The sequence below is a fragment of the Parafrankia sp. Ea1.12 genome (genome assembly GCF_900465275.1).
GTDB classification, from domain to species: domain Bacteria; phylum Actinomycetota; class Actinomycetes; order Frankiales; family Frankiaceae; genus Parafrankia; species Parafrankia soli.
On record NZ_UBIZ01000406.1, the window covers coordinates 1 to 26,734 of the forward strand.

The window sequence follows — 26,734 nt, forward strand, 5'->3', positions numbered from 1 at the left end:
CACCGGCAACACCGGCAACACCGGCAACACCGGCAACACCGGCAACACCGGCAACACCGGCAACACCGGCAACACCGGCAACACCGGCAACACCGGCAACACCGGCAACACCGGCAACACCGGCAACGGGCCGACGGTGGCGGAGACCGGTGAGTTCGGGCTGATCCGGGCGATCACCCGACGCCTCCCCGTCGGGGCGGACGTCCTGCTCGGGCCCGGTGACGACGCGGCGGTGGTGGCCGCTCCCGACGGACGGGTGGTCGTCACGACCGACCTGCTCGTCGAGGGTCGGCATTTCCGGCGCGACTGGTCCTCCGCGTACGACACAGGGCGCAAGGCGGCGGCGCAGAACCTCGCCGACGTCGCCGCCATGGGCGCGCGCCCGACCGCCCTGGTGGTGGGTTTCGCCGCGCCCGGCGAGCTGCCCGTCGCCTGGGCCGAGCAGCTCGCCGACGGCCTGCGTGACGAGTGCGCGCTGGTCGGCGCGTCCGTGGCCGGCGGCGACGTCAGCTCGGCCGCCGGGATCGTGCTGGGGATCACCGCGCTCGGCGACCTCGCCGGACGAGCCCCGATCCGCCGGGACGGCGCCCGCCCCGGCGACCGGGTGGTGCTGGCGGGACGGATCGGATGGGCCGAGGCCGGCCTCGCCCTCCTGCGCGCCACCGAGCTCCCCCCCGAGATCCTGCGGGCGCACGCCGAGGTTGTGGACGCGCACCGGCGGCCCCACCCGCCCTACGCGCTCGGCCCGCTGCTCGCGGCGGCGGGGGCGCACGCGATGTGCGACGTGTCGGACGGTCTCCTCGCCGATCTCGGCCATGTCGCGGCGGCCTCCGCCGTGTGGATCGACATCGACCCCACGGCGCTGCCGGTGCCCGGACCGATCCGGGACGCCGCCGCGGTGCTGGGCGCCGATCCGCTGACCTGGGTTCTCACTGGAGGTGACGACCACGCGCTGGTCGCCTGCCTTGCTCCTACCGCCCTGCTCCCGGCCGGCTGCGTCGTCATCGGACGGGTACTGGCCGTCCCCGCCCATGTGGGCCCGGACGGGACCCGGCCTGATGACCGCGGCGCGGGTCACGGGGTGCTCGTCGGCGGGCTCGACTACCGGCGGGGCACCGGATGGGACCACTTCCGCCAGGCCACCTGAGCCCGCGGGCTCGACAACCCCCGGACACGACGGCGCCCCGTCCTCTGGAGAGAGGACGGGGCGCAACGTGTTAGGGCGCCGGCCCGCCAGGTCGCCTCGCGGCGCGATGTCGCACGTAGCGACTCAATTTGGGTCCGGGGGCCATGATACGGACCGGCGCTGTTCATAGTAACGGCCCACACCCCGACCCTGTTCCCGTTCGCTGGATACCCGTCAAACAATCCAGCGCCGCCCACCCGACTCCGTCAGACAGCGGACGGCGGACGGGTTCAGACGGCGGACGGCGTCGTGTGGGTGAGGACGATCGTCCCGATGTCGTCCACGACGCCGGTCCAACCACGGCGGAGCAGGCAGGTCGCCTCGGCGAACTCCACGACGGCCGGGCCGGTCACCGTGTCTCCCCGTCCGAGGGCCGCCCGGGGGATCACGTCGATCTCGTGCCACGCGCCGTCCGTCCAGGCCCGGCGCCGGCCGCGGCGCGCCGTGGGGTCGGGGCGCGGGGCGACCGGTCTCGGTCTGGGCCCGGGCACGGTCACCACCAGGCGGACGGCCACCGTCTCGATCTCGCGGCCCGCCGCGATGTGCCCGTAGCGGCGCAGGTGCTCGGCCTCGAAGGCAGCACGGACGGCGTCGACGAGCCCGCCGGCCCCCGCCGCACCACCGCCGCTTGCCGCACCACCGCCGCCCGCGGCCTCGCTGCCGCCGCCCCCGGGCTCCGCCACGTCGATGGTCAGCTCGTGGGACTGCCCCACGTAGCGGCAGTCCAGCCGGTGTTGGAGCACGACCGCGCCCGCGGAATCGTGGCCCCCGGCCAGGCCGGCGCCTGCCGCGAGGTCGGCGCTCGCGACGAGGTCGGCGAACGCGGCCGCCAGGTCGACCTCGCCCAGACGGCCGATCAGCGGGCGGGCGTGGTCACGCCGGACGTCGCCGATCGCCAGGCCCAGCGCGGAGAGGACGCCGGCCGCGAGCGGGACGAGGACCCTGGTCATCCCGAGCTCCTCGGCGAGCGCGCAGGCATGCGTCCCACCGGCTCCGCCGAAGGCGACCAGCACGAGCTCGCGCGGGTCGAGGCCGCGTTCCACGGAGACGACGCGCAGGGCACGGGTCATCTCGGCGTCCGCGACCGCCACCACCCCGGCGGCGGTCTCGACCGGTGAGAGCCCGAGGGGAGCGCCCAGCGCGCCCAGCGCGGCCTCGGCCGCCGCCCGCGAGAGGGTGACCTCGCCGCCGAGCCCGGCGCCGTCGGCGAGGTATCCGAGGCAGAGGTCGGCGTCGGTCACCGTGGGCCGCGTGCCGCCGCGGCCGTAGCAGGCCGGTCCCGGGTCCGCGCCGGCGGAGCGCGGGCCGACGCGCAGCGCGCCGCCGGCGTCGACCCAGGCGATCGACCCGCCGCCGGCGCTGACCGAGTGGACGTCCACGGTGGGCAGCACGATCGGTACCCCGGCGAGCACCGACTCGGAGGTGGTCAGCGCGCGGCCGTCGAGGACCGGCGCCACGTCGGTGGAGGTGCCGCCCATGTCGAAGGTCAGCAGGTCGCGCACGCCGGACAGGCCGGCCACGTACGCGGCGCCGACCACTCCCCCGGCCGGCCCGGAGAGCACGCAGCGGGCGGCGTGGCCGGCCGCCTCGGCCAGCTCGGTGACCCCGCCCGAGGACTGCATGATCATCGGGACGGTGACGTCCCGGGCGGCGCAGCGCCGCTCGAGCGCCCGCAGATAGGACGACAGCCGCGGGGTCAGGTAGGCGTCGGCGACGGCCGTGGTGAACCGTTCGTACTCGCGGAAGACCGGCAGGACCTCGCTGGAGGCCACCACCGTGACCCCGGGCAGCCGGGCGCGCAGGGCGGCCGCGACGGTGCGTTCGTGGTCGGGGTGGGCGAAGGAGAACAGCAGGCACACGGCGACCGCGTCGAGGCCGGGGACGGCCGCGACCTCCTCGACGACCCGGTCCACCTCGGCGGCCCGCAGCGGCTCGAGCACCCCGTGCGGGCCGCACCGTTCCGCCACGGTGAAGCGCAGCTCGCGCGGGACGAGGGCGGGCGGCCGGTCGAGGGTCAGGTCGTAGAGCGACGGCCGGTTCTGCCGGCCGATCTCGATCACGTCCCGGAACCCGCGGGTGGTCACCAGGGCCGTGCGGGCACCGGCCCGCTCCAGCAGCGCGTTCGTGGCGACGGTGGTGCCGTGGGCGAACGTGCCCACGAGTGGTCCGTCCAGCCCCGCGGCGGTGAGGGCGGCGAGCACTCCGTCGGACGGGTCGACGGGCACCGAGGGAACCTTGGCGAACCGCACCGCGCCGTCCGGGTCGACGGCGACCAGGTCGGTGAAGGTGCCGCCGACGTCCACCCCAAGGCGGATCTTGCCGCTTGGACGGACCCGGCCGGCGGATGACTCCTCGTGATCGACCACTCGGCTTTCCACCCCTCTGACGGCTCCCCTGACGTGCTCACTCCCGCGCCCGCCACCCTCCGGCAGGCAGTCACCCAGAGCGACGGCGCCGGGCCTCCCGATCGGCCGGTGAACGTCGGGCGCGAGCCTGGCACCGGGAGCTCCGGACGGGCGTCACAAGACCTCGCGCTCTGCACCGGACGGCCGACGCGAACCGGGTCCGTGGCCTGACCATTGCTTCTGGTGTCAGGGAAAGCCACCGACGGCCGACGGGCGGCACGGCGAGAACGCCGGCCGACCGATCGACCCGGCCAAATGGTGTCAATTGTGATGTGACGTCCGGCAGGGCACCTCAAGCGGGTCCGTCCACAGCGGGTAACCTGAGCAGACGGTAGCGAAGGGCCTGTGAACAGGCAGAGATGTACACCGTGGATAGAGGCGATTGGCCCCGTGACAGCACCGACGGTACCCGCGTCAGAACCTGACTTCGGCCCCAACGAGTGGTTGGTCTTCGAGATCTACCAGCAGTATCTCGAGGACCCGGAGAGCGTCTCCGCCGAATGGCGTGAGTTCCTCTCCGACTACCGTCCCGCGAACCCGTCCGCCCCGCATGTGGCGGGCACACTGGTCGCCGGCGACGGACAGGCGGCCGCCGCCACCGACCCCGGTTCACCGCGCCCGCCCGTGCCCTCCGCACCCTCCCCGGCACCGGGGGCGCCCGCAGCCGCGGCGGCTCCGGCGCAGGCCCAGGCCACGGCGCCGGCTGCTGCGCCCGTGGCGAAGCCGGCGGTGGCGAGGCCCGCCGCAGCCGGGGCCCAGACCCCGCTGCGCGGCGCGTCCGCCCGGGTGGTCTCGAACATGGAGACCTCGCTGCACATCCCGACGGCGACCTCCGTGCGCGCCGTGCCGGCGAAGCTGCTGGCCGACAACCGGATCGTCATCAACCGGCATCTCGCCCGGTCCAGCGGCGGCAAGATCTCCTTCACCCATGTCATCGGCTACGCCATGGTCAAGGCGCTGGTCGACCACCCGGCGATGAATGCTTCGTACGCCGAGGTCGGCGGCAAGCCCACCCTGGTGCAGCCCGAGCACGTCAACCTTGGTCTCGCCATCGACCTGGTGACGCCCAAGGGCCGCCAGCTCGTCGTCGCCGCCGTGAAGAAGGCCGAGACGCTCGACTTCAGCCAGTTCTGGCTGGCGTACGAGGATCTCGTCCGCCGTGCACGGACGAACAAGCTGACGATGGACGACTTCGCCGGCGTCACGATCAGCCTGACCAACCCCGGCGGCATCGGGACGGTGCACTCCGTCCCGCGGCTCATGGAGGGCCAGGGCACGATCATCGGCGTCGGGGCCATGGAGTACCCGGCCGAGTTCCAGGGCGCGTCGCAGCAGACCCTGTCGAAGCTCGCCATCTCCAAGATCATGACTCTGACCAGCACGTACGACCACCGGATCATCCAGGGCGCGCAGTCCGGAGAGTACCTGCGGCGCATTCACGAGCTGCTGCTCGGCGCCGACGGGTTCTACGACGAGATCTTCCACTCGCTGCGCGTGCCCTACGTCCCGGTGCGCTGGCTGCCCGACATCTCCGCGCACCACGAGGGCGACCTCGACCACGGCGCGCGGGTACTCGAGCTCATCCACGCCTACCGGGTGCGCGGGCACCTGATGGCCGACACGAACCCGCTCGAGTTCGCCATCCGCAGCCACCCCGACCTCGACATCATCGGGCACGGGCTGACCCTGTGGGACCTCGACCGGGAGTTCCCCGTCGGCGGGTTCGCCGGCCAGCGCACGATGTCGCTGCGTGACGTGCTCGGCGTGCTGCGCGACTCGTACTGCCGCCGCGTCGGCATCGAGTACATGCACATCCAGGAGCCCGCGGAGCGCACCTGGATCCAGGCCCGGGTCGAGCGCTCGGCCGAGCGGCCCGACCCGGCCGAGCAGCTCTACGTGCTGGAGCGCCTCGGCGCCGCCGAGGCGTTCGAGTCCTTCCTGCAGACGAAGTACGTCGGCCAGCGCCGGTTCTCCCTCGAGGGCGCCGAGTCGACGATCCCGCTGCTCGACGAGGTCCTCAGCCGGGCGGCGGAGGCCGCCATGGACGAGGTCGTCATCGGCATGGCCCACCGCGGGCGGCTCAACGTGCTGGCGAACATCGTCGGCAAGTCCTACCGGCAGATCTTCGACGAGTTCGAGGGCTACGTCGACCCGCAGACCGCCCACGGCTCGGGAGACGTGAAGTACCACCTGGGTGCCGACGGCGTCTACACCGACCAGGACGGCCGCACCGTCCCCGTGTCGGTGGTGGCGAACCCGTCCCACCTCGAAGCCGTCGACGCGGTGCTCGAGGGCGTGGCCCGCGCCAAGCAGGACGTGCTGGACAAGGGCTTCAGCGGCTACACCGTCCTGCCGGTGCTGATCCACGGTGACGCCGCGTTCGCCGGCCAGGGTGTGGTCGCCGAGACGCTGAACCTCTCCCAGCTGCGCGGCTACCGCACCGGCGGCACCGTGCACGTGGTCATCAACAACCAGGTCGGCTTCACCACGTCGCCGACGTCCAGCCGCTCCTCGGTCTACGCCACCGACGTGGCGCGAATGGTGCAGGCGCCGATCTTCCACGTCAACGGGGACGACCCCGAGGCGTGCGTCCGGGTCGCCACGCTGGCCTTCGCCTACCGGCAGGAGTTCAACAAGGACGTCGTCATCGACCTCGTCTGCTACCGGCGCCGCGGCCACAACGAGATGGACGAGCCGTCCTTCACCCAGCCGCTGATGTACGACACCATCGCCTCCAAGCGCTCGGTGCGCAAGGTCTACACCGAGGCGCTGATCGGCCGTGGGGACATCACCCGCGACGAGGCCGAGCATGCGATGAAGAGCTACCGCGCCGAGTTGGAGAAGGCGTTCGCCGAGACCCGGGAGACCACGACCCGGCCCACGCCGCAGCCACGGATCGTGACCACACCGGCGGAAGCAGCCGCGGCCGCCGCGGTCACCACCGCGGTGTCGCCCGAGGCGGTCAAGAAGGTCGTCGACACCCAGGTCAGCCTGCCGGACGGGTTCGTCATGCACCCGCGCCTGCGCCCGCAGATCGAGCGCCGGGCGCAGATGGTCGAGACCGCCTCCATCGACTGGGCCCTGGCCGAGACCATCGCCTTCGGGACGCTGCTCCTCAACGGCGTCTCGGTGCGGCTCACCGGCCAGGACAGCCGGCGCGGCACGTTCGGCCAGCGGCACTCCGTGCTGGTCGACCGCTACACCGCCGAGGAGCACACCCCGCTGCGCACCCTGCGCGAGGAGGGTGACTCGCAGGTGGGCACCTTCTACACCTACGACTCGCTGCTCTCCGAGTTCGCGGCGATGGGCTTCGAGTACGGCTACTCGGTGGCCCGCTCCGACACCCTGGTGCTGTGGGAGGCGCAGTTCGGCGACTTCGCCAACGGAGCGCAGTCGATCATCGACGAGTTCATCTCGGCCGGTGAGGCCAAGTGGGGCCAGCGCTCGTCGCTGACGCTGCTGCTCCCGCACGGCTACGAGGGTCAGGGCCCCGACCACTCCTCCGCCCGCATCGAGCGCTTCCTCTCACTCTGCGCGGACGGCAACATGACCGTCTCGGCGCCGTCCAGCCCGGCCAGCTACTTCCACCTGCTGCGCCGGCAGGCGTTGTCGCCCGTGCGCCGGCCGCTGATCGTCTTCACACCGAAGTCGATGCTGCGGCTCAAGGCGGCGGCGTCCTCCGTCGAGGAGCTCACCGGCGGTTCCTGGCAGCCGATCATCGACGACGCGGCGGTCAGCGACCCGGCCAGCGTGAAGCGCGTGCTCCTGTCCGCCGGCAAGGTCTACTACGACCTGGCCGCCGCGCGGGTGAAGCGCAACGACGCGCAGCGGTTCGCCCTGCTCCGCGTCGAGCAGCTCTACCCGACCCCCGGGCCGGAGCTCACCGCGCTGCTGCGCCGCTACCCGAACGTGACCGACCTCGTCTGGGTCCAGGAGGAGCCGGCGAACCAGGGCGCCTACCCGCACATGGCGCTGAACCTGCCCGAGTCGCTGCCGGACGGCCTGCGGTTGCGGCGGGTCTCGCGGCGGGCCGCGGCCGCCCCCGCGGGCGGCTCGTCCTCGGTGCACGAGCGCGAGCAGGCCGCGCTGGTCGAAGCGGCCTTCGAGGGCTGATCACCCCGCGGGCACACCCGTGCCCGCTGGCCGCATGCCGGTCAGGAGACATTCGGCGGTGAGCCGGGCCCGCTTGCTCCGGGCCCGGCTCACCGCCGGACCTCGTTGAGGCCGCCGCAGCGTCGGGACGGATACCTTTCCACCATGTACTTCACCGACCGGGGCATCGAGGAGCTGGCTGCCCGCCGCGGCGAGGAATCGGTGTCGTTCGACTCGCTCGCCGACGCTCTGCGCACCTTCGTCGACCTGCACCCGCAGTTCGAGGACGCCGTCGAGCAGCTCGCGACCTGGCTGGCCCGCCCCGACGACGACCCGGACCTCTAGCGCCACCGGCCGAGAGCAGGCCGGCGCGCCGTGCCGCGCCGGGATCAGCCCGTCGCTGTCGGGTTCGGGGGAACGGCGCCCTGTCGGCCGATCACCCGAGCGTCCCCGAACACGGTGCTGCTGCGGTAGTAGGCATAGCTGCTGTCGACGGTCTCCTCCTCGCCGAGGAGCGTGGTCGACAGCCTCAACCGCAGGATGCCGGTCACATCCAGGTCGACCTGCTCCGCCTCGCCGAGGCCGAGGGTGTACTCCGTGAGCCGGCGGCCGTCACCGTGCACCTCGACCAGGTATTTCACCGAGCTCGTGGCGTCGTCGGCGAGACCGACCGTGGTCTGGAAACGCAGGAAGTGCCGGCCCAGGTCGAACTCCACCTGACCGACCTTCAACGGCTCTTCGTGGTAGGAGTACGCGACGGCATTGATGATCAGACTGCGCGGTTGCGCGACACCGCCCACCGTCGCCTGCCCGGTCTCCACCGACCCCCGGACCTGTAGTTGCCTGCTGTCGGCGAGATGGACGGTGACCTCGGCGTTCGGGTCGTCCGAACCGTTCTCCGCCAGTGCGGCGGCCGGATCCCGGGGACCGGACGAGCGTTCCTCGACGGCGTCGATCGCCCCCAGGACCACCCCGAGACCCACCAGACCGGCAAACGGCACGATCAGCACCAGCAGGAGGATCCCCACGGGGCGCCGCCAGAACGACCGCGGGCGGCGCGGTGGCGAGTGCGGCCAGGTCACATAACCCGCCGGACGGCCCGGTGCGGGCGACCACGCCTGGCCGGCTGCCGGGTGTCGGTACTGCGGCACGGGAGTGTGCGGCGCCGGGGACCGCTGCCACCACTGCGCCGCGGGGACGGCCGCGGAGGCCCCCGGCCAGTGAGCATGCCCCGGACGCGGCGCGGGAGCGGGCCCAGGCACCGATCGCGACGTCGGGTCCGGAGAGGACGCCGGCTCAGGCCCCGCGCCGGGCTGCGACCGCGGATACGGCGGGTCGGCCCCACCTCCCGAGTCCGCCCCGCTCACGGCCCGTGCGGCCGCCCCCTCCGCGGCATCAGCCGCTCGTGCGGGCTCGTTCTCCGGTCCCGGCGCCGCCAGGGCGTCGGCGGCGGGCCGCGGATCGGCTGCGGCCGGGTTCTCGTCACCGGGCCCCAGTTGCTCCCACGAGTCGTACTTGCGGGTCCCCATCCGCGTGGGCCCGGTGTCGAGGACCGCCGCTGCCGGGCCCGACACCCGGGTACCCGCCGGCGGGACGTCCAGTGCCGGCCAGGGTGGCAGGCCCTCAAGCCCCTCGGCCGCCGCCGCCAGCATGCGCACAGTGTCCTGTGCCGTCCGCGGGCGCTGAGCCGGATCCTTCTCGAGCAGGCCGGCGACGACGTCCCACAGCGGCTCGGGGATACCGGGTGGCCGGCCAGGCACGAGGTCGACGTGCGCGCGCAGCGCGGCGATGGGCGGGCGGTCCGCGAACGGGCTCACCCCGCAGAGCAGCTCGTAGAGGACGACTCCGACGGCGTAGAGGTCGGCGGCGGTGTCGGCCCGGCCCGCCTCGATGGTCTCCGGTGCCATGTAGTGCGGGGTGCCGAGCACCCCCGACAGCTTCGTCAGGCTCGTCGAGCCGTCCAGCAGCCGGGCGATGCCGAAGTCGGTGACCATGGCCCGCCAGGCATCGGTGTCGCCCCGCGCCATCAGGATGTTCTCCGGTTTGAGGTCACGGTGGACGATCCCGAGCTCGTGGGCGGCACCGACGCCGTGGAGGATCTCGCTCGTCGCGGTCACGGCCTCCAGCGGGGCCAGGGTGCGGCGGCGGCGGATCTCCCGGCGCAGGTCGGATCCGTCGACGAGGTCCATGACGATCGCGAGCTGCCCGCGCTCGGCCACAAGGTCGTGCACCCGCACCGTGTGGGGCGAGTCGAGCCGGCGCAGGATGGAGCGCTCACGCAGGAAGCGGGCGACGAGCTCCTCGTCGGTCGCCAGCTCGGCGCGCAGCACCTTGAAGGCGAACACGGTCCCGTCGTCGGAGCGGCCGCGCCACACCTCACCCATGGCGCCGCGGCCGATCAGGGAATCCAACGTGTACGCACTACCGAGGCGTTGGGCCAATGTCCCGTCCCGTGTTCGTCATGCCGGCAACCGCGTCCACGCCCATGACACCGCGCGGACGGGATGGTCGACGACATAGTGTCGCAGATCGGACGCGGAACGGCGCAGAACCACAGAAGCCCAGGTACCGGGTCCTCCCACTCGCCGGGAGCGGTCAACCGGCTACGGCGTGAGAACGAGTTTCCCGAAGACCTCGCCATCCGCGAGACGCTCGAACGAGGCGCGGGCGTCGGTGAGCGGGCGGACGTCGTCGATCAGCGGGCGGGTACCGGTGCGGTCGAGGAGCTCGACGAGGTCCGCGAGTTCGCCGCGGGTGCCCATCGTCGAACCGATCACCGAGAGCTGCAGGAAGAAGATCCGGTTGAGCTCGGCCGGCGGGTTCGGGCCGCTCGTGGCGCCGGAGCAGACGATCCGTCCGCCCGGGCGCAGTGAGCGCACCGAGTGCGACCAGGTCGCGGCCCCGACCGTCTCGATCACTCCGTCCACGCGCTTCGGCAGGCGCGCGCCCGACTCGACGGCGAGATCGGCCCCGAGCTCGAGCGCCCGCCTACGCTTGGACTCGTCCCGAGAGGTGACGAACACGGTGTGACCGGCCGCCTTGCCGATCACCAGGGCCGCGGTGGACACTCCGCCACCGGCTCCCTGGACGAGCAGCGTCCCGCCACCACCCGCCGGCAGGCCCGCCCGGTTGACCACCATGCGGTACGCCGTGAGCCAGGCCGTGGGCAGGCAGGCCGCCTCCTCCCACGACAGCGCCGCCGGCTTGGGCACAAGGTTCCCCCGCGGGACGGCGATCCGCTCCGCGAGCGTGCCGGGATGCAGCTCGGAGAGCAGGGTCCGCTTCGGGTCCAGGGTCTCGTCACCGCCCCCGCGAGCCGGGTCACCGATGACGGCATGGACGATCACCTCGTCGCCGTCCGCGCTGACCCCGGCCGCGTCGCAGCCCAGGATCATGGGCAGGCGCTCGGGCGGCAGCCCAACTCCGCGCAGGCTGAACAGGTCGTGGTGGTTGAGCGCGGCGGCCCGCACGGTGACCGTGGTCCAGCCCTCGGGCACGACCGGTTCCGGCTGGTCGCCGACCACGAGGCCGGCCAGCGGGTCGTCCGGGTTGATGGAGACGGCGGCGGCGGCGAGCACGAGGGTAACCCTAGGATGACGCTCCCCACCAACGCCACCGAACCGTCCGCTCCACGCTCGGTCCGATCCGTGTCCGATCCGTGTCCGGTTCCGGTGAACGCGGCATACGACAGCGCCCGACGCCGCCGTTGCTCTTCGTCATGGTTCGCCCCGATCCCGCCGCACGCCGCGGAAGCCGGGGAGATCGACCACAGGCCGATTGACAGGCTTCGGGCAGCCCGGCCGTCGCGCGGTCGGACCGGATGTGTTGAACTCAATCCCGTGGTTACACAGGGGAGTACGCCGGCCCCCCTCAGCCGGGACACAGTCAGCCGGGACGCAGGCGGCCGGGACGGGGGCGGCCGTCGGTTCGGCTGGCGACGGCGCCGGCCGGCGCCCGTACCGGAACCGCCGGTGGTGCTCGTGACAGACGGCGATCCAGTGATCATCGTCCCGTCAGCGGACTTCGTCTGCTGCTCCTACAAGGGCTGCGGCGCGCTGCGCCCACTGACCGAGGCCAGCGAGAACCGCCCCTGCCCCGGCTGCGGCCGGGTCTGAGGCGGCGCCCCGGGCTCCTGGGCGGCGGCGGTCTCCCGGATTCCGAACGGCGACCGCCGCGGAACTCTGAGGTTCCGCGGCGGTCGCGTTAGGCTCTGTCTTTCCCTGCCCGCAGCGCTCCGGACGACCCGAGCCCTGCCGCGGCGGAGGTGCTAGCGGCGTGCGACTCCGTCGGCGCGGGCTGCCGCGGCAACCGCGGTCGAGACCGCGGGCGCGACACGCTCGTCGAAGACGCTCGGGATGATGTGGTCGTCGGCCAGCTCGTCGGCGATCACCTCGGCGAGTGCCCGGGCGGCCGCGAGCTTCATGCCCTCGGTGACCCGGCTGGCGCGGACGTCCAGCGCACCGCGGAACAGACCCGGGAAGGCCAGCACGTTGTTGATCTGGTTCGGGTAGTCGCTGCGGCCGGTCGCCACGATCCGGGCGTACTTGTGCGCGATCTCGGGGTCGATCTCCGGGTCCGGGTTGGCCATCGCGAAGACGATCGCCTCCGGCGCCATCGTGGCGACGGCCTCCTCGGGCACCTTGCCCGCGGAGAGGCCGAGGTAGACGTCCGCCCCGGCGAGTGCCTCGTTGATCGAGCCGCGCAGGCCGGCCTTGTTCGTCTCGGCGGCGAGGGCGGCCTTGACCGTCGTCAGGCCGTCCCGACCGGGGTAGATCATGCCGCGACTGTCGCCGACGGCGATGTCACCGATGCCGGCGGCGAGCAGGATGCGGGTGACGGCCACACCGGCGGCGCCGGCGCCCGACACGACGGCCCGCAGGTCGCCGAGGGTCCGCCCGGTCAGCCGGGCGGCGTTCTCCAGCGCGGCGAGCGCGACGATCGCGGTGCCATGCTGGTCGTCGTGGAAGACGGGGATGTCGACGCGGTCCTGGAGCATCGACTCGATCGCGAAGCACCGGGGGGCCGAGATGTCCTCGAGGTTGACGCCACCGAAGCCCGGGGCGAGGCGGGCGACCGTGTCGACGATCTCCTCGACGTCGGTGCAGTCGAGGCAGATCGGCACGGCGTCGACCCCGCCGAAGTGCTTGAAGAGGGCGGCCTTGCCCTCCATGACCGGCAGGGCGGCCGCGGGGCCGATGTCACCGAGGCCCAGGACGGCCGTTCCGTCGGTCACCACGATCACGGTGTTGGAACGCCAGGTGTACTCGTCGGCCAGGGCCGGCGTCTCGGCGATCGCCGTGCACACCCGGGCCACGCCGGGGGTGTAGGCGAGCGAGAGGTCCTCGCGGTTGTTCAGAGGTGCGGTCAGCCCGATCCCGATCTTCCCGCCCCGGTGCAGCGCGAAGGCGGGGTCGTCGTCGGACGGGCGCGGGCTCGGCCCGTCGAACCCCGGCGACGTCACCGGTGCCGCGGGCGAGACGGGCCCATCGGTCGGGGCCGCGAGGGACGAGTCGAGGGTCGTGTGGTCTGTGGTTGCGGTCACGAAAGGGGCTCCTCGGACAAGCCACGGCGGTTCCGTCCGGCGAACGGTGTCACTGACCGGACGTGGCTGGACGTTCCCGGGGCCCCGGCGAAGATCGGGCGTTCGCGGGGCGGCGGGCACTGCTGCGCCACCTCGACGTGTGAGGTGGCTGGACTGCCACATGCCTGCGACGGGGGTGGCCCGACGCTGCTTCCAATATGGCACGCGCGAGGCTCCGGGCCTCCCGGTCCGGTTCACCGGCGGCCAACCCGGGATGACATCCGCGTGAAACATGCGTGCGTCGCCCGGGCGCCGTGACGTAGCTGAACTGTGACGTAATGGCACTTGTCGGGCTCCCCGGGATGAGTCCAACCTCCGCCGCTCACAACCGTCTGTCGCCTCGTGTTTCCCTACCTGTCGCCCATCCGACTCCGACGGGCGGTGCCGCCGGAGTCCGCACCGCCAGGTCCGGCACACCCGGCCGCCTGCCAGGCCCACCTGAGGGCCGGGGCACGGCGGGAGCCAGGGCACACGACGGCCGGCCGCCGCACGTCCTCGCGCCGGCCACCCTACCGATCAGCCGATCAGCTCCCCGGCCGCGCCCGCCAGCCGACGCGGGCCGGCGCCGGTCCGCTCCCGGGGACCCGCTGGAAGGCCGCCACCGGAGCTGCCGTTGCGTTTCTGGAAACGACCTGAAACCGGCCCGCATCGTCCGACCCGGGTGCGGAATCCACCGCGTTTCAAGCCGGTTTCCACACAGGCGCGACGGCAATGATCTCGTGCCTCGCGACACATCCACGACCGATAAAGCGTGAGACGATTCACTCGAAACGCGAGCGTTGTTCGTCCGTGGACCTGCGGAGTGCGACAGGCGACACGCGGGGGTTTCGAACACGGCTCGAGCCGGCCCGCGATCACCATCCGCCGACCGTCATCTCACAGAGCGGAAGCCCCGCGTGTCAGGCTGATCCTGATGTCAACCAGTCGAAGCGGGACGTCCACCGACGGCACACGGCAGGCGACGAGGCTGACCGGGAATCGCCGCGCCCAACCTAGTAGCGTGCGTTGTCGTGGAGGTAACCGAGCTGCCGATCGCCGATGCCTGGTTGTTCACCCCTCGCCAGCACTCCGACCCGCGCGGAACATTCCTCGAATGGTTCCGCGTCGACGCGCTGGAATCGGTGACCGGGCACCGGCTTGAACTCGCCCAGGCGAACGCCAGTGTCAGCCGGGCGGGAACGCTGCGCGGCGTGCACTACGCCCAGGTGCCGCCCAGCCAGGCAAAGTACGTCACCTGTGTCAGCGGCCGCGTGCTGGACTGTGTCGTCGACATCCGGGTCGGTTCGCCGACCTTCGGGTCGCATGCGGCCGTCCTGCTCGACGACGTCGACCGGCGGGGCCTCTATGTCTCCGAGGGGCTCGGGCATGCCTTCATGGCGTTGACGGACGGCGCCGCGATCACCTATCTGTGCTCCACGCCGTACACGCCGGAGCGCGAGTTCGGGATCAACCCGCTCGATCCCGACCTGGCCCTGCCGTGGCCGGCCGAGCTGACCCCGCTGCTGTCGGAGAAGGACACCGCCGCGCCGACACTGAGCCAGGCCGCGGCGGCGGGCCTGCTCCCCACCTACGCCGACTGCCGGGCGTTCTACGACTCGCTGCGGCCGCTGAGCACCGGCGCGAGCCGCGGCTGACCCGCCGCCCGCCCGGGCGGCTCACGCCCGGGGTGGCCGGCTGCGGCGCAGTGCACGCGGGCGCGGCCAGTACCGCGCCACGACCCGACCGAGGACGTCGCCGGCCGGGATCATCCCGAACGTCGCGCTGTCGGTGCCGGTGCGCACGTTGTCCGAGCGCAGCCACCAGGATCCGTCCGGGTCGGTGAACTCGGCCCGTTTGACCCCCAGCCCGCGCTCGGGCAGCCGCGCCACCACCACGTCACCCGGTCTGGGTGACGCGCCCCACAGCACGAGGCATGTGTCGCCGTCGTTCAGGGTTGGTTGCATCGACTCGCCGCGGACAGCGACCGCCCGCACGGAAACACGTGGCCTCACGGGGGTAGGTTGCCAGAAGGCGGGAAACTGGTCCGCGGACTCCTACTCGCGATCCACGTCCCGCGATCGCAACCACCCAGGGCCGACCCGCCCGGCGCGGACGCGGCCGCCCCTGGGCGACAGACCCGAGGCGATACAGAGAGGACGGCGGCATGAGCCTGCTGCATCCCGCGATCAGCGTCAGTGCCCACTGTGACCTGCCCTGCGGCGTCTACGACCCGGCCCAGGCGAAGGTCGAGGCCCAGTCGGTCAAGGCCATCCAGGAGAAGTACCAGGCCAACACGGACCCGGAGTTCCGGGCCCGGGCGCTCGTCATCAAGGAGGAGCGCGCCGAGCTGGTCAAGCACCACCTCTGGGTGCTCTGGACCGACTACTTCAAGCCGAACCACCTCGAGAAGTACCCCCAGCTGCATGACCTGTTCTGGCAGGCCACCAAGGCAGCCGGCGCGGCCGGCGCCAAGGGCTCGGTCGACCCGACACAGGGCCAGAAGCTCCTGGACCTGATCGACGAGATCTCCACGATCTTCTGGGAGACGAAGGCCGCCGCCTGAGACTCGGGCGACAGGTAGGGCCGGGCGTTCCCCCGGGTGGCCGAGTGCCATCCCGGCGGGGGCGCCCGGTTTTGTGTGTGGGTCGGGTGTCCCGTCGGCCGGTGGGGCGAGCGCCTGTGATCCCGTCCACCGGGGATCTAAATGATCACATCCCGGGAGCGGACATGATCAGACCTGCCCGGCACGGGGACGTCGAAGCCGTCCTCGCCCTGGTCCGCGGCCTCGCCGCCTACGAGCGCGAGCCGGACGCGGTCGCGATGACCGCCGACGACCTCACCATGGCCCTGTTCGGCGACCCACCCGCGGCGCACTGCCTGGTGGCGGGGTCGCCGAACCCGGCCGGCGACGTGGCCGACGTTGTGGGCTTCGCGATGTGGCACCCGACCTTCTCCACCTGGACGGGGAAAAGCGGGATGTACCTGATCGACCTGTTCGTCCGGCCCGAGCACCGCCGCGCCGGGCACGGCCGGGAGCTGCTGACCGAGCTCGCCCGGATCTGCGGGCGGCGCGGCTACCTGCGGCTGGAATGGGCCGTCCTGGACTGGAACACCCCCGCGCACGCCTTCTACCGGTCGGTGGGGGCGGCACCCACCTCGGAGTGGACCACCTGGCGGCTGGACGCCCGCGCGATCGACACGCTGGCAGGCCCCCGCCCACATCACGACAGCGTTACCTGACGTGCGCCTTCCCGGCTGAAACCGTGCCCTGAAGGTCACTGTCACCTGACCTCCGCACCGGCACCCCGGCCGCCCGCGGCCACCTGGTCGGCCGTGCCCGGCGCCGAGAACACCCAGGTGGCCGGGCAGGAAGCGGCCATCCGCGACCAGTCGGGCCTTCGGCGCCCTCTTCTGATCACCCGACCTGCGATACCCCAGGCGGGCTGGGTACGGTGGTGAACGACGGGGCCCACGCGAGTCGGACCTCCTCGGCAGGGCCATCATCGGAGTAACGCCCCGATGGATCGGGCAGGCGCCGGCACCGGAGTGTCGTCCGGAAACGGACGCAACACCACGGGTCGCGGGAAACCCGCCTCGCAGCGCCGGCGACCGCAAGACACCGGCAACAGCAAGGCACCGATCACGGGACGGAACCCGAGCCAGACCCAGCCAGATCGAGATCCACGAACGAGCGACACCCGGTGGCGGAAACACCCGACACAAAGGCACGAAGACCGACATCATCGACGAGGACCTTCCTCGCACGACCCGGGCTCTTGGGGGTAGGAACGTGAATCCGACGCCTTCGACCGGCGGCGCGGAGAACTCCGGCGGCACCTCGGGCGAGGCCACCCACGGCGGCGGCCCGCACGACGTCGTCCAGCTCACCCTGCCCGCCGCGAGCGCCTATCTGACCGTCCTGCGGACGGCCACCGCGTCGCTCGCGGCCCGGCTGGACTTCACCCTCGACGACATCGAGGATCTCCGGATCGCGGTGGACGAGGCGTGCGCGCTGCTGCTCGTCTCCGCCGTTCCCGGCTCGTCGCTGGAATGCAGGTTCGCCCTCGAGCCCGGCGTCATGAAAGTCCTGGTAACCGTCGAGAGCCTCGACGGCGAGCCGCCCTCCACCGAGACGTTCGCCTGGACGGTGCTGACCGCGCTGGCCGGCGACGTCTCCAGCTCGACCGGTCCGGGCTCCCGGGTAAGCATCGCCCTCCAGAAGCGCCGCGGTGTCCGGGCCGACCTGGGTGAGCCCCCGGCCGGGCACGTCCGCGGCTCCGGCGCGGCCTCCACAGCGGCCCTCGGCGACACGGTAGGCACGTCGTGACTTCAGCCGGCAGAACACCCACCACCCCTCGTACGGTCCCCACGAACCGCGCGGGCGACCCGGTCGCGGCACTCAGCCAGCGCGGTGCCGGCGACATCACCAGCGCTGACATCGCCAGCGCTGACACCGCCGGCCCCGACGTCGGCGGGATCACCGGGACGGCGCACGAGGCCGACGGCCTGGCCGAACGCGGATCCGGGCCTGGCGCCGAGCACGGTGGTCCGCCGCCCGCCTCGGCCGTGGGCGAGCAGGCCCAGCCCGACGAGGCCGTCGACGCCGCCGGTGCGGGCTCCCGCTCCGGCGCGTCCGGGCACGGCGCCGGGTCGCCGGATCGGATCCGGGCCCGCGCGCTGTTCGTCCGGCTGGTGTCGCTGCCCGAGGGAGATCCGGAACGGGCCGCCCTGCGCGACCAGCTCGTCCGCATGCACCTTCCCCTCGTCGAGTACCTCGCCCGGCGGTTCCGAAACCGCGGCGAGCCGCTCGACGATCTGGTGCAGGTCGCGACCATCGGGCTGATCAAGTCCGTCGACCGGTTCGACCCGGAGCGCGGGGTCGAGTTCTCGACCTACGCGACCCCGACCATCGTCGGGGAGATCAAGCGGCACTTCCGCGACAAGGGCTGGGCGATCCGGGTGCCCCGTCGGCTCCAGGAGCTCAAGCTCTCGCTGACGAAGGCGACCTCCGAGCTGTCCCAGTCGCTGGGCCGCTCGCCGACGGTCAGCGAGATCGCCCGTCACCTGGAGATGAGCGAGGAAGAGGTCCTCGAGGGCCTCGAGTCGGCGAACGCCTACTCGGCCGTCTCGCTGGACGCGCCCGACTCCGGGGACGACGAGGCTCCGGCCGTCGCCGACACCCTGGGGGTGCAGGACGAGTCGCTGGAGGGCGTGGAGTACCGCGAGTCCCTCAAGCCGCTGTTGGAGAAGCTTCCCCCGCGGGAGAAGCGCATCCTGCTGCTCCGCTTCTTCGGCAACATGACCCAGTCGCAGATCGCGAACGAGCTCGGCATCTCGCAGATGCACGTGTCCCGGCTGTTGGCCCGCACACTGGCCCAGCTCCGCCGCGGGCTACTGGAAGACGGCTGAGCCGACCAGCATTCGGTACGCCCCGGGGCCGCACCCCCGCCCCTGGCCCGGCCAACCGCCCGGCCTGAGCCTGACTGCTCACCAGCAGCAGCCCGTCCAGCACCTGTCTGTCCAGCAACGCCTGTCCAGCAACGCCTGTCCAGCAACGCCTGTCCTGTTCGCTGCCCGTCCGACCCGCGCTCGGCGCGGGTGCCGCACGGCACAGCCTGCCGGCGAACCGACCCCTGGGCCCGGGTCGGTTCAGCTCCTCACCCGGCCGCCCAGCCCGCCACGATCAAGCGTCGCCATCTTCGGCCGGCCTGGCGTACCCGCCGCCGAAGCCCAGGGACACGATGATCGCGAGCGGAACTACCACCAGCGGCACACCATAGCCGTACAGACCACCCTGCAACAGGCCCCAGGCAACGGGGAGACACAGAACCTGTGTCACCAGCGCAGGCGACCGGAAACCGGACCGGCCGCGCAGGACCCCCCAGGTCACCAGGCCCAGGCAGGCCGCGCCCACCAGAGCGAGCACACCACCGGTCTCCGCCCGGCCGACGTCCTCGATGTCGGAACCGAAGCCCCGGACAACCAGCAGCGCGCCCAGGCCCGCGAGCACCGCCGTCTCAACGCCGAGCAGCACGCCAGCGGCAAGCAGCGGACGCGGTACGACCCGCGCGCTCGGTGCCGGAGCAGGGCCGGACGCCCCGACGGGGCCGCGGTTGGTACCCATCCGCCGAGATTACGTCCCGTTCGCCACGACGGCGCTGGGGACCACGCCGCGAGGCCCACGCCACGGCGCGGGATCCGCACGGACGGTGTGAGAGTTTTCCCAGCCGACGCCCGGAATGGTTGCGCAGGCTACCGTATTGGCATGCGCGGGCTGCTGGTCGTCAATCCGGTCGCGACCACCACTACCGAGCGGGTCCGCGACGTGCTCGCCACCGCTCTCGCCGCGGACGTCGCCCTGGAGACGGTGGTCACCAAGGGGCGCGGCCACGGGCTGGAGCTGGGTGCCCGGGCCCGCGAGCTCGGCATCGACGTGGTGATCGTCCTCGGTGGCGACGGCACCGTGAACGAGATCGTCAACGGCCTGGTCGAGAGCGGCCCGGCGGGCGAGGGCCCGGCACTCGCCGTCGTCCCGGGCGGGAGCACGAACGTCTTCGCCCGAGCGCTCGGGTACTCGGCGTCGCCGGTGGAGGCCACCGGGGAGCTGCTTGCCGCGCTGCGCGAGGGCCGCTCCCGGCAGGTGAGCGTGGGCCGGGCCCGGTACGGCGACCAGACCCGCTACTTCACCTTCTGCCTCGGCATGGGTCTCGACGCCGATGTGGTCGCCGCGGTCGAGCGTCGCCGTGACAAGGGACGTCGCAGCACCGCCGGGCTCTTCCTGCGCTGCGCGACCGCCGAGCTCGTCCGCCGGGTCGGGCGCTCCGGCCCGGCGATCAGCATCACCGCGGCGGGCGGCATCCTGGGTGGGGTGGCCACCGGGCGCGCGGCGCCCGACGGCGACGCGCCCGACGGCGACGCGGCTGACGGCGACGCGCGGGACACCGAGGCCGGCGGGGCGGCCGGCACCGGGGAGACCGGCGGGGCGGCTGTCGACCACTCCGAGCCCGGGGCGCAGGGCCGTGAGCCCGTCGAGGTGTCGCTCGCGATCGTCTGCAACACCCGGCCCTGGACCTACCTGAACAACCGGCCGGTCGCCGCCTGCCCGGAGGCCTCCTTCGACACCGGCCTCGACCTGGTGGGGCTGCGCCGCGCCAGGCTGTCGAGCGTGCTGCGGACGGGGCTCCAGATGCTGGGCGACGAGCCGACCCCCCGGGGGCGCAACGTCGTCACGCTGCACGACGCGGCGGCGGTGACCCTGCGGGCCGATCAGCCGGTCGCGGTGCAGATGGACGGCGAGGTCCTGGGGAACTTCGAGCTGGTGGAGCTCACCGACCACCCGCGGGCACTGCGCGTCATCGCCTAGCCCGACCGAATCGCCCGAGGCTCCTGAGCGTCGTCACCTGAGCCGGGACCGAGTCGACTGAAGCTCCTGAGCCGACTGAGAGCGCTCGCTCAGGGGCGCCGCAGCGCCTGGCCGACGCCCACGGGGTCGTCACAGATCACGCCGTCCACACCGGCGTCGCGCAGCTCGATCGCCGTCGCCGGGTCGGTGACCGTCCAGGTGACGAGGCGGAGGCCGGCCCGCCGCGCGCGCGGGACCGCGTCGGTCACGCCCAGCACGGCGGACACGTGCGCGTGCAGCTCCGTGTGGCCCGCCGAGCGGGCGTAGGCGACCCCGCCGCTCACCGACATCCGCGGCATCGTGAGGAACGCGGTCGCGACGCCGAGCCCGGCGTCGCGGATCGCCTCGATCGCGAACCAGTCGAAGGACGAGACTGTGATTCCCGACACAGATCGGCTTGCCGGCGCCGGGTTCCCGGTGGAGCTCGGCCCACTCGATTCGCCGGCCGGCCCACTCGATTCGCCGGCCGGCCCACTCGATTCGCCGGCCGGCCCACCCGCCGAGCCGGTCGCGGAAAGCGCTCCGTTCGAGGGAAGCGCTCCGTTCGCGAATGGCGTACCGGGGCCGGGCGGCGCACCGGCGGCCAGCTGGGCGAGCTGTGGGTCGACGTCGGATGGCGCACCAGGGGCCGGCGCTGTCGCCTGATCGAGGTGCGCGCCGGTGACGGAGGAGCCCGGCAGCCCGCGAGCCCGCAGCAGCTCGATGAGCGCGCGGGCCGTCCGCTCGCGTGGAGCGTCGAAATCCGGCTGGCCCGGCTGGTTCTTGATCTCCAGGATGAGGCGGCCACGGCCGTCCCAGACGTCGAGCATCTCGGTCAGCAGTGGGATGCCACGGCTGGCGAGCTCACTGGTCGACCGGCGGATGACGGCCCGACCGCCCAACCGCGGCAGCCGCGCGTCGTGCACACACACCAGGTCGCCGTCGGCGCTGCGGCGCACGTCGAGCTCGACGCCGTCCGCACCTGCCCGTAACGCGGCGTCTACCGCCTCGAGCGTGTTCTCCGGACCGGGTGTCCGGCTTCCACGATGGCCCAGAACCTCCATCGCCCCATCCTGCGCGGTCCGTTCCATGCGGTCACGCCGCGTGGAGAGTGGATCGGTCGGGTGTTCCGCGACTCACCTGCCGTCGGTTACCTGCGGTCAGTTCACGTGCTGGTCGTATGCCCCGCCGTCAGCGCGGTTGCCTGCGTGGTCCTCAGTGCTACGCCGGCCGACCGCGCCACTCCACACGGCGACAGCCAGATCGACACCAAGAGGGCAGCCTAGCACGAGATGACTAACCGGCATCACCCGACAGGCCAACATCGTTTGACCCTGCGGGGCGAGCCGACCCATCGTTACGCCACAACGATTCAACATGATCCGAAGGGCCTCGAAGTACTACAAACCACGGGATCCACTCGTGATGACCACCGGCCGACGTAGGGCAGGGTGATCCTTGGTCCGCTTGTGTCCCCGTCGGACAGGTGGCGGCCAGACCGGGCGTGACGGACCATGCAGGTTCTTGCGCCCCTGCCCGTTCCGGTGGGAGGGTGGCGAATGTCCGAGGTGGATGCACGTGCAGTTGGGTCCGCACACATGCACTCGCACAAGCCCCGGTCGCCGCGACCCGATCAGACATCCGGAATTTTCTTCTGGGACGCGACGCAACCAAGGCGGCTCACCGAGCGTCTGATGTGCAGTGTGACCCGAGACGAGAGAGGGAGTAGTACGCATGGACTGGCGCCACAGAGCGCTCTGCCGTGAAGAGGACCCCGAGCTCTTCTTCCCGATCGGTACGACCGGTCCGGCAGAACGCCAGGTCGAAGAGGCGAAGGCCGTCTGCAGGCGGTGCGCAGTCACTAGTGACTGCCTCAACTGGGCACTGGACACCGGGCAGGATTCCGGCGTCTGGGGCGGGTTGAGCGAGGATGAACGTCGGACGCTCAAGCGCCAGGTGCGGCTGAGAGTCCGGACCGCCTGAGTCCGGACCACCCAAGCCCGGGGCGCCCCACACTGGGCGCGATCGAGCCGGTCGGCATCAGGACCGATCAGGCCTACCTGAGGTAGGCCGCACACAACCGAACAATGATCGTGAACCGCCTGTCCGCGTACGGACGGACCGGATGTCCACTGCGGAGCCACGCAGTGGTCCGTTCCCATCCGCTCGCGGGTCGATCGACGCATGCCCGAGGCGAGATTCACGATACGCATCACCATCGGCCGCTCTGTCCGCTGGTCCGGCGCACACCCCTGCGCGGACCCGGACGGAGCGGCCGAAAAATCTTTCGGGTCGGCATCCCCTTCGGGGTACTCGGCCTCCCCGCCGGCACCATCGGCGGCGCCCGATGCGCCACGACCGCCCTGCGGCGACGACACGACCGCCGTACGCGGGTCGTGAACAGAGGACACATTGGCCTGCATACCCGCGCCAGCGAGGCCCAAACACACAACTTCAAGAAAGTGGGATCGACAGGAGCGCCTCGGTCCCTCGTGCCGGACCGGCCTGCAGCCGGATGGTCCCGCGCATCTCGCCCAGCACCAGCTGACGGACGATCTGCAGCCCGAGTCGGGGTGAGTGCTCGAGCTGGAAGTCGTCCGGCAGGCCGGCGCCGTCGTCGGCGACCACGACGTCGAGGCGGTCCTCGGCGCGCCGCACGCGGAGCTCGATCGCTCCCGACGATCCATCGAACGCATGTTCGACAGCATTCTGCAGAAGTTCCGAGAGCACAAGGGCCAACGGCGTGGCGAGTTCGCCCGAAAGCCGGCCGAACGACCCGATCCGCCTGGTCGTCGCGCGGGTCCCGGTCGACGCGAGGTCGACGGTCACCGAGGTGATCTGGTCGGCGATCTCGTCGAACGGGACGGACTCCCCCAGCGTCTGGGAGAGCGTCTCGTGGACGACGGCGATCGAGGTCACCCGGCGCACCGACTCGCGCAGCGCGTCGCGGGCCTCGTCCGCCTTCGTCCGGCGCATCTGCAGGCGCAGCAGCGCCGCCACGGTCTGCAGGTTGTTCTTGACCCGGTGGTGGATCTCCCGGATCGTCGCGTCCTTGCTCAGCAGCTGGGCCTCCCGGCGCCGCAGCTCCGAGACGTCGCGGACGAGGACCAGCACCTCGCGGATCGCGCCGGGGAAGAGCGGGATGGCCCGCAGCAGCACGACCGTGCTGCCCACCTCGATCTCGACCTCGACCGGCCGGCGCCGGCTGATCGCGTGCCAGACCGCGGGTGTCGTGGCCGGCAGGTTGAGCGCGCGGTGCACGGTGCGCAGGTCCTCACCGGTGACGTTCCCGGTGTGGCCGAGCCGGCGGTACGCCGACAGCGCGTTCGGGCTGGCGAAGATCACCTTGCCGGCGCCGTCGAGGCGCATCATGCCGTCACCGACCCGCGGCGCCTCGGGCAGCTCGGCGGAGCTGCCCCGGAACGGGAACGCACCCTCGGCGATCATCAGGGCCAGGTTGTTCGCGCCCTGCAGGTAGGCGGACTCCAGCGCGCTCGGCGTCCGGGTCGTCGCGAGGTTGGTGTCCCGGGCCAGGACGGCGATCACCCGGTCGCCGTGGCGCACCGGGATCGCCTCGGTGCGCACCGGCACCCCGCCGTCCCACTCAGGCTCACCCTCCCGCGCGATCCGGTGCTCGCGCCAGGCGTTCTGCACGACCCACCGGTTGATGACGACGCTGCCGACCTCGTCGTTGTGATACGCGGTGGGTCCGGTCGTGGGACGTACCTGCGCGACGACCTGGAACTCCATGCCGCCGGCGTGCCCCGCCCGCACCGAGCCGGACCGCACCGGGACAAGCAGCAGCAGGTCCGCGAAGGACAGATCGGCGAGCAGGGCCCAGTCCGCGACGAGCGCATGGAGATGGTCGATGTCGTCGCCGCTGAGATCGGTGCTCGCTCGCAGGGCGTCGGCGAGGGTTCCCACGGGACGCAGACTGCCAGACGCCGTGGTGGGCGTGCCGGGCGGCCGGGCCGGAATGCGCCGTACGCTCGCCGACGTGACGCCCGACAGCACCATCACCACCCCATCCGCGACCTCGGCCGACGCATCGGACGGCGTCCCGGCCAGCCCCGCCGGCACCGTGCCCGGCCCCGCGGGCGGCGCGACCAGCCACGCGAACAGCCCCGCCGCCAGCCCCGCCCCGCTCGGCTGGCTGGGCGAGGCGGCCCGGCTGCGGGCCGAGGCCGGGCTGCACCGCGTGCTGCGCCCCCGGGCGCCCCGCGCCGAGCGCGGGCCCACGGGCGCGCCGGCGCTGCCCGCACACGGCTCGCTGCAGCCGTGGACCGACGGTGATCTCCTGCTCGACCTCGCCGGCAACGACTACCTCGGGCTGGCTCGCCATCCGGAGGTGGTCGAGGGCGGCATCGCCGCGCTGCGCGCGTTCGGCGCCGGGTCCACCGGCAGCCGGCTGGTCAGCGGCACCACGACGCTGCACGGGGAGCTCGAGTCCGCGCTCGCCGAGCACCTCGGCTTCGGCTCCGCGCTCGTCTTCTCCTCGGGCTACGCCGCCAACCTGGCGATGCTGACCGTCCTCACCGGGCCTGGTGACCTGGTGCTCTCCGACGAGCGCAACCACGCCTCACTGGTCGACGCCTGCCGGCTGTCCCGCGCGGACGTCCTGGTCACGCCACATTCGGACGTCGATGCGGTCGACGAGGCGCTGGCCACACGTTCCTGGCGGCGCGCGTTCGTCCTCACCGACTCGATCTTCTCCGCGGACGGCGATCTCGCCCCGCTGGCCGCCCTGCACGCGGTCGCCCGGCGACACGGCGCCGTCCTGCTCGTCGACGAGGCGCACGGGCTCGGCGTCGTGGGCCCGGGCGGGCGCGGGGCGCTCGCCGCGGCCGGGCTGGCCGGCGAGCCGGACGTGATCGCCACCGTGACCCTCTCCAAGTCGCTGGGCAGCCAGGGCGGTGCCGTCCTCGGGCCGGCCGCGCTGCGCGACCACCTGATCGACACCGCCCGGACGTTCATCTTCGACACGGGGCTGGCGCCGGCGTGCGCGGGCTCCGCACTGGCGGCGCTGCGGCTGCTCACCCGACACCCGGACCTGCCGGAGCGGGTCCAGCGGCGGGCGCGGGAGATCGCCGCCGCGACCGGGGCCCCGGAGCCGGCCGGCGCGGTGGTGTCGGTGGTGCTCGGCGATCCCGAGCGGGCCGTCTCGGTGGCCGCGGCCTGCCGCGACGCCGGGGTCGCCGTCGGCTGCTTCCGGCCCCCGACGGTCCCCGCCGGGACGAGCCGGCTGCGGGTGGCGGCCCGCGCCGACCTCACCGAGGCCGATGTGAGCCGCGCGGTCGGCGTGATCACCGACGCCATCGGCCGGTTCCCCGCGCCGTGAGCGTGCTCATCGTCACCGGCACCGGGACGGAGGTCGGCAAGACCGTGGTGACCGCCGCCCTCGCCGCCCTCGCCGCGGACAGGGGGACGGCGGTCGCCGTGGTCAAGCCGGCGCAGACCGGCGTCCGGGCCGGCGAGCTGGGCGACGTCGACCTCGTCCGGGACCTCTCCGGGGTCGACGACGTGCACGAGCTCAGCCGGTACGCCGACCCGCTGGCGCCGGTGAGCGCCGCGCGGCGGGCCGGCCTGCCCACGCCCGACCTCGGCACGGTGGCGGTGGCGGTGCGGCGGCTGCAGGCCGACCGCGGGCTGGTCCTCGTCGAGGGCGCCGGCGGTCTGCTCGTCCGGTACGACCACGACGGCTCCACCCTCGCCGACCTGGCCCGGACGCTGGCGGCACCGGTTCTCGTGGTCACGACCGCCGGGCTCGGCACGCTGAACGCGACGGCGCTCACCCTGGAGGTCATGGCCAACCGCGGGCTCGACCTGGCGGGCATCGTCGTGGGCTCCTGGCCGGCCGAGCCCGACCTGGCCGCGCGCAGCAACATCGTCGACCTCGAGCTGCTCGCCGCGCGGCCGCTGGCCGGGGCGGTGCCGGCCGGGGCCGGGCTGCTCGGCACCGGGCAGTTCCTGCAGATCGCGCGATCCTCGCTCGAACCGGCCCTCGGCGGCGCATTCAACGCCGCGGAGTTCCGACGCCGGTACGCCGTGTGACGACCCCGGCCGGACTCACGTCACAACACGGGCACGAGTCACGAGGATGACTGAACAAT

General features: G+C 72.7%; 21 protein-coding genes. 13 read left to right on the forward strand and 8 right to left on the reverse strand.

The window, feature by feature from the left end; translation table 11 throughout:
* Positions 1 to 136 precede the first annotated feature (136 nt).
* Entirely contained in the window at positions 137 to 1,147 is a 1,011-nt protein-coding gene (locus tag FMEAI12_RS23805; protein ID WP_112107927.1) for a thiamine-phosphate kinase, read from the forward strand.
* A gap of 269 nt (positions 1,148 to 1,416) precedes the next feature.
* On the opposite strand, the gene FMEAI12_RS23810 is transcribed toward FMEAI12_RS23805, so the two are convergent.
* On the reverse strand, positions 1,417 to 3,552 hold the full coding sequence (locus FMEAI12_RS23810) for a hydantoinase/oxoprolinase family protein (RefSeq protein ID WP_112107912.1): 2,136 nt from the start codon (positions 3,550 to 3,552) through the stop codon (positions 1,417 to 1,419).
* A 429-nt stretch (positions 3,553 to 3,981) separates the two neighbouring features.
* Between FMEAI12_RS23810 and FMEAI12_RS23815 the strand changes: the two genes are divergently transcribed.
* Positions 3,982 to 7,704, forward strand: a complete 3,723-nt coding sequence (locus FMEAI12_RS23815; protein ID WP_112107913.1) for a multifunctional oxoglutarate decarboxylase/oxoglutarate dehydrogenase thiamine pyrophosphate-binding subunit/dihydrolipoyllysine-residue succinyltransferase subunit — start codon at positions 3,982 to 3,984, stop codon at positions 7,702 to 7,704.
* 144 nt (positions 7,705 to 7,848) lie between these two features.
* A complete protein-coding gene (locus tag FMEAI12_RS23820; RefSeq protein WP_018502297.1) occupies positions 7,849 to 8,028 on the forward strand; it encodes a DUF6104 family protein in 180 nt (59 codons plus the stop codon).
* Between the two features lie 44 nt (positions 8,029 to 8,072).
* Here FMEAI12_RS23820 and FMEAI12_RS23825 read toward each other — a convergent pair whose 3' ends face one another.
* Positions 8,073 to 10,124 (reverse strand): serine/threonine-protein kinase, encoded by a 2,052-nt coding sequence (locus FMEAI12_RS23825; RefSeq protein ID WP_112107914.1) that lies wholly within the window; start codon positions 10,122 to 10,124, stop codon positions 8,073 to 8,075.
* Positions 10,125 to 10,286: 162 nt separating this feature from the next.
* Positions 10,287 to 11,261 carry a zinc-binding dehydrogenase gene (locus FMEAI12_RS23830; protein WP_112107915.1) on the reverse strand — a complete coding sequence of 325 codons (975 nt, stop codon included), beginning with the start codon at positions 11,259 to 11,261 and terminating at the stop codon, positions 10,287 to 10,289.
* Positions 11,262 to 11,654: 393 nt separating this feature from the next.
* Between FMEAI12_RS23830 and FMEAI12_RS38570 the strand changes: the two genes are divergently transcribed.
* Positions 11,655 to 11,798: a hypothetical protein gene (locus FMEAI12_RS38570; RefSeq protein WP_198145458.1), complete on the forward strand. Its 144-nt coding sequence runs from the start codon at positions 11,655 to 11,657 to the stop codon at positions 11,796 to 11,798.
* Positions 11,799 to 11,950: 152 nt separating this feature from the next.
* Here FMEAI12_RS38570 and FMEAI12_RS23840 read toward each other — a convergent pair whose 3' ends face one another.
* The gene (locus FMEAI12_RS23840) at positions 11,951 to 13,225 is read right to left on the reverse strand and encodes an NADP-dependent malic enzyme (RefSeq protein WP_112107916.1); all 1,275 of its coding nucleotides are present in this window, start codon (positions 13,223 to 13,225) and stop codon (positions 11,951 to 11,953) included.
* A 1,049-nt stretch (positions 13,226 to 14,274) separates the two neighbouring features.
* Here FMEAI12_RS23840 and FMEAI12_RS23845 point away from each other — a divergent pair.
* The gene (locus FMEAI12_RS23845) at positions 14,275 to 14,898 is read left to right on the forward strand and encodes a dTDP-4-dehydrorhamnose 3,5-epimerase family protein (protein ID WP_018502293.1); all 624 of its coding nucleotides are present in this window, start codon (positions 14,275 to 14,277) and stop codon (positions 14,896 to 14,898) included.
* A gap of 21 nt (positions 14,899 to 14,919) precedes the next feature.
* On the opposite strand, the gene FMEAI12_RS23850 is transcribed toward FMEAI12_RS23845, so the two are convergent.
* Positions 14,920 to 15,255, reverse strand: a complete 336-nt coding sequence (locus FMEAI12_RS23850) for a S24/S26 family peptidase (RefSeq protein WP_112107917.1) — start codon at positions 15,253 to 15,255, stop codon at positions 14,920 to 14,922.
* Positions 15,256 to 15,407: 152 nt separating this feature from the next.
* On the opposite strand from FMEAI12_RS23850, the gene sodN reads away from it, so the two are divergent.
* The 4 genes from sodN to FMEAI12_RS23870 all read left to right on the forward strand — a co-directional run bounded on the left by sodN (position 15,408) and on the right by FMEAI12_RS23870 (position 18,652).
* Entirely contained in the window at positions 15,408 to 15,806 is a 399-nt protein-coding gene (gene sodN, locus FMEAI12_RS23855; RefSeq protein WP_018502291.1) for a superoxide dismutase, Ni, read from the forward strand.
* Between the two features lie 164 nt (positions 15,807 to 15,970).
* Positions 15,971 to 16,483, forward strand: a complete 513-nt coding sequence (locus tag FMEAI12_RS23860; protein WP_112107918.1) for a GNAT family N-acetyltransferase — start codon at positions 15,971 to 15,973, stop codon at positions 16,481 to 16,483.
* Between the two features lie 550 nt (positions 16,484 to 17,033).
* The gene (locus FMEAI12_RS23865; RefSeq protein ID WP_018502289.1) at positions 17,034 to 17,570 is read left to right on the forward strand and encodes an anti-sigma factor; all 537 of its coding nucleotides are present in this window, start codon (positions 17,034 to 17,036) and stop codon (positions 17,568 to 17,570) included.
* Positions 17,567 to 18,652, forward strand: coding sequence for an RNA polymerase sigma factor SigF (locus FMEAI12_RS23870; RefSeq protein WP_083390624.1), 1,086 nt, complete (start codon positions 17,567 to 17,569; stop codon positions 18,650 to 18,652). Before FMEAI12_RS23865 ends, FMEAI12_RS23870 begins: the two co-directional genes overlap by 4 nt.
* Positions 18,653 to 18,926: 274 nt before the next feature.
* On the opposite strand, the gene FMEAI12_RS23875 is transcribed toward FMEAI12_RS23870, so the two are convergent.
* Positions 18,927 to 19,367, reverse strand: a complete 441-nt coding sequence (locus tag FMEAI12_RS23875) for a hypothetical protein (protein ID WP_071059380.1) — start codon at positions 19,365 to 19,367, stop codon at positions 18,927 to 18,929.
* 141 nt (positions 19,368 to 19,508) lie between these two features.
* On the opposite strand from FMEAI12_RS23875, the gene FMEAI12_RS23880 reads away from it, so the two are divergent.
* Positions 19,509 to 20,606 (forward strand): diacylglycerol kinase family protein, encoded by a 1,098-nt coding sequence (locus tag FMEAI12_RS23880; RefSeq protein WP_112107919.1) that lies wholly within the window; start codon positions 19,509 to 19,511, stop codon positions 20,604 to 20,606.
* A gap of 89 nt (positions 20,607 to 20,695) precedes the next feature.
* On the opposite strand, the gene FMEAI12_RS23885 is transcribed toward FMEAI12_RS23880, so the two are convergent.
* Complete coding sequence (locus FMEAI12_RS23885) at positions 20,696 to 21,688, reverse strand: glycerophosphodiester phosphodiesterase (RefSeq protein WP_112107928.1); 993 nt, start codon at positions 21,686 to 21,688, stop codon at positions 20,696 to 20,698.
* A gap of 670 nt (positions 21,689 to 22,358) precedes the next feature.
* On the opposite strand from FMEAI12_RS23885, the gene FMEAI12_RS23890 reads away from it, so the two are divergent.
* Positions 22,359 to 22,607 (forward strand): WhiB family transcriptional regulator, encoded by a 249-nt coding sequence (locus FMEAI12_RS23890; RefSeq protein WP_018502284.1) that lies wholly within the window; start codon positions 22,359 to 22,361, stop codon positions 22,605 to 22,607.
* Between the two features lie 471 nt (positions 22,608 to 23,078).
* Here the strand turns inward: FMEAI12_RS23890 and FMEAI12_RS23895 are convergent, their stop codons facing one another.
* On the reverse strand, positions 23,079 to 24,548 hold the full coding sequence (locus tag FMEAI12_RS23895) for a sensor histidine kinase (RefSeq protein ID WP_041253694.1): 1,470 nt from the start codon (positions 24,546 to 24,548) through the stop codon (positions 23,079 to 23,081).
* A gap of 52 nt (positions 24,549 to 24,600) precedes the next feature.
* Between FMEAI12_RS23895 and FMEAI12_RS23900 the strand changes: the two genes are divergently transcribed.
* Positions 24,601 to 25,962: an 8-amino-7-oxononanoate synthase gene (locus tag FMEAI12_RS23900; protein ID WP_235014381.1), complete on the forward strand. Its 1,362-nt coding sequence runs from the start codon at positions 24,601 to 24,603 to the stop codon at positions 25,960 to 25,962.
* The gene (bioD, locus tag FMEAI12_RS23905; protein WP_071059377.1) at positions 25,959 to 26,675 is read left to right on the forward strand and encodes a dethiobiotin synthase; all 717 of its coding nucleotides are present in this window, start codon (positions 25,959 to 25,961) and stop codon (positions 26,673 to 26,675) included. The genes FMEAI12_RS23900 and bioD overlap by 4 nt, the downstream gene beginning before the upstream one ends.
* Positions 26,676 to 26,734 lie beyond the last annotated feature (59 nt).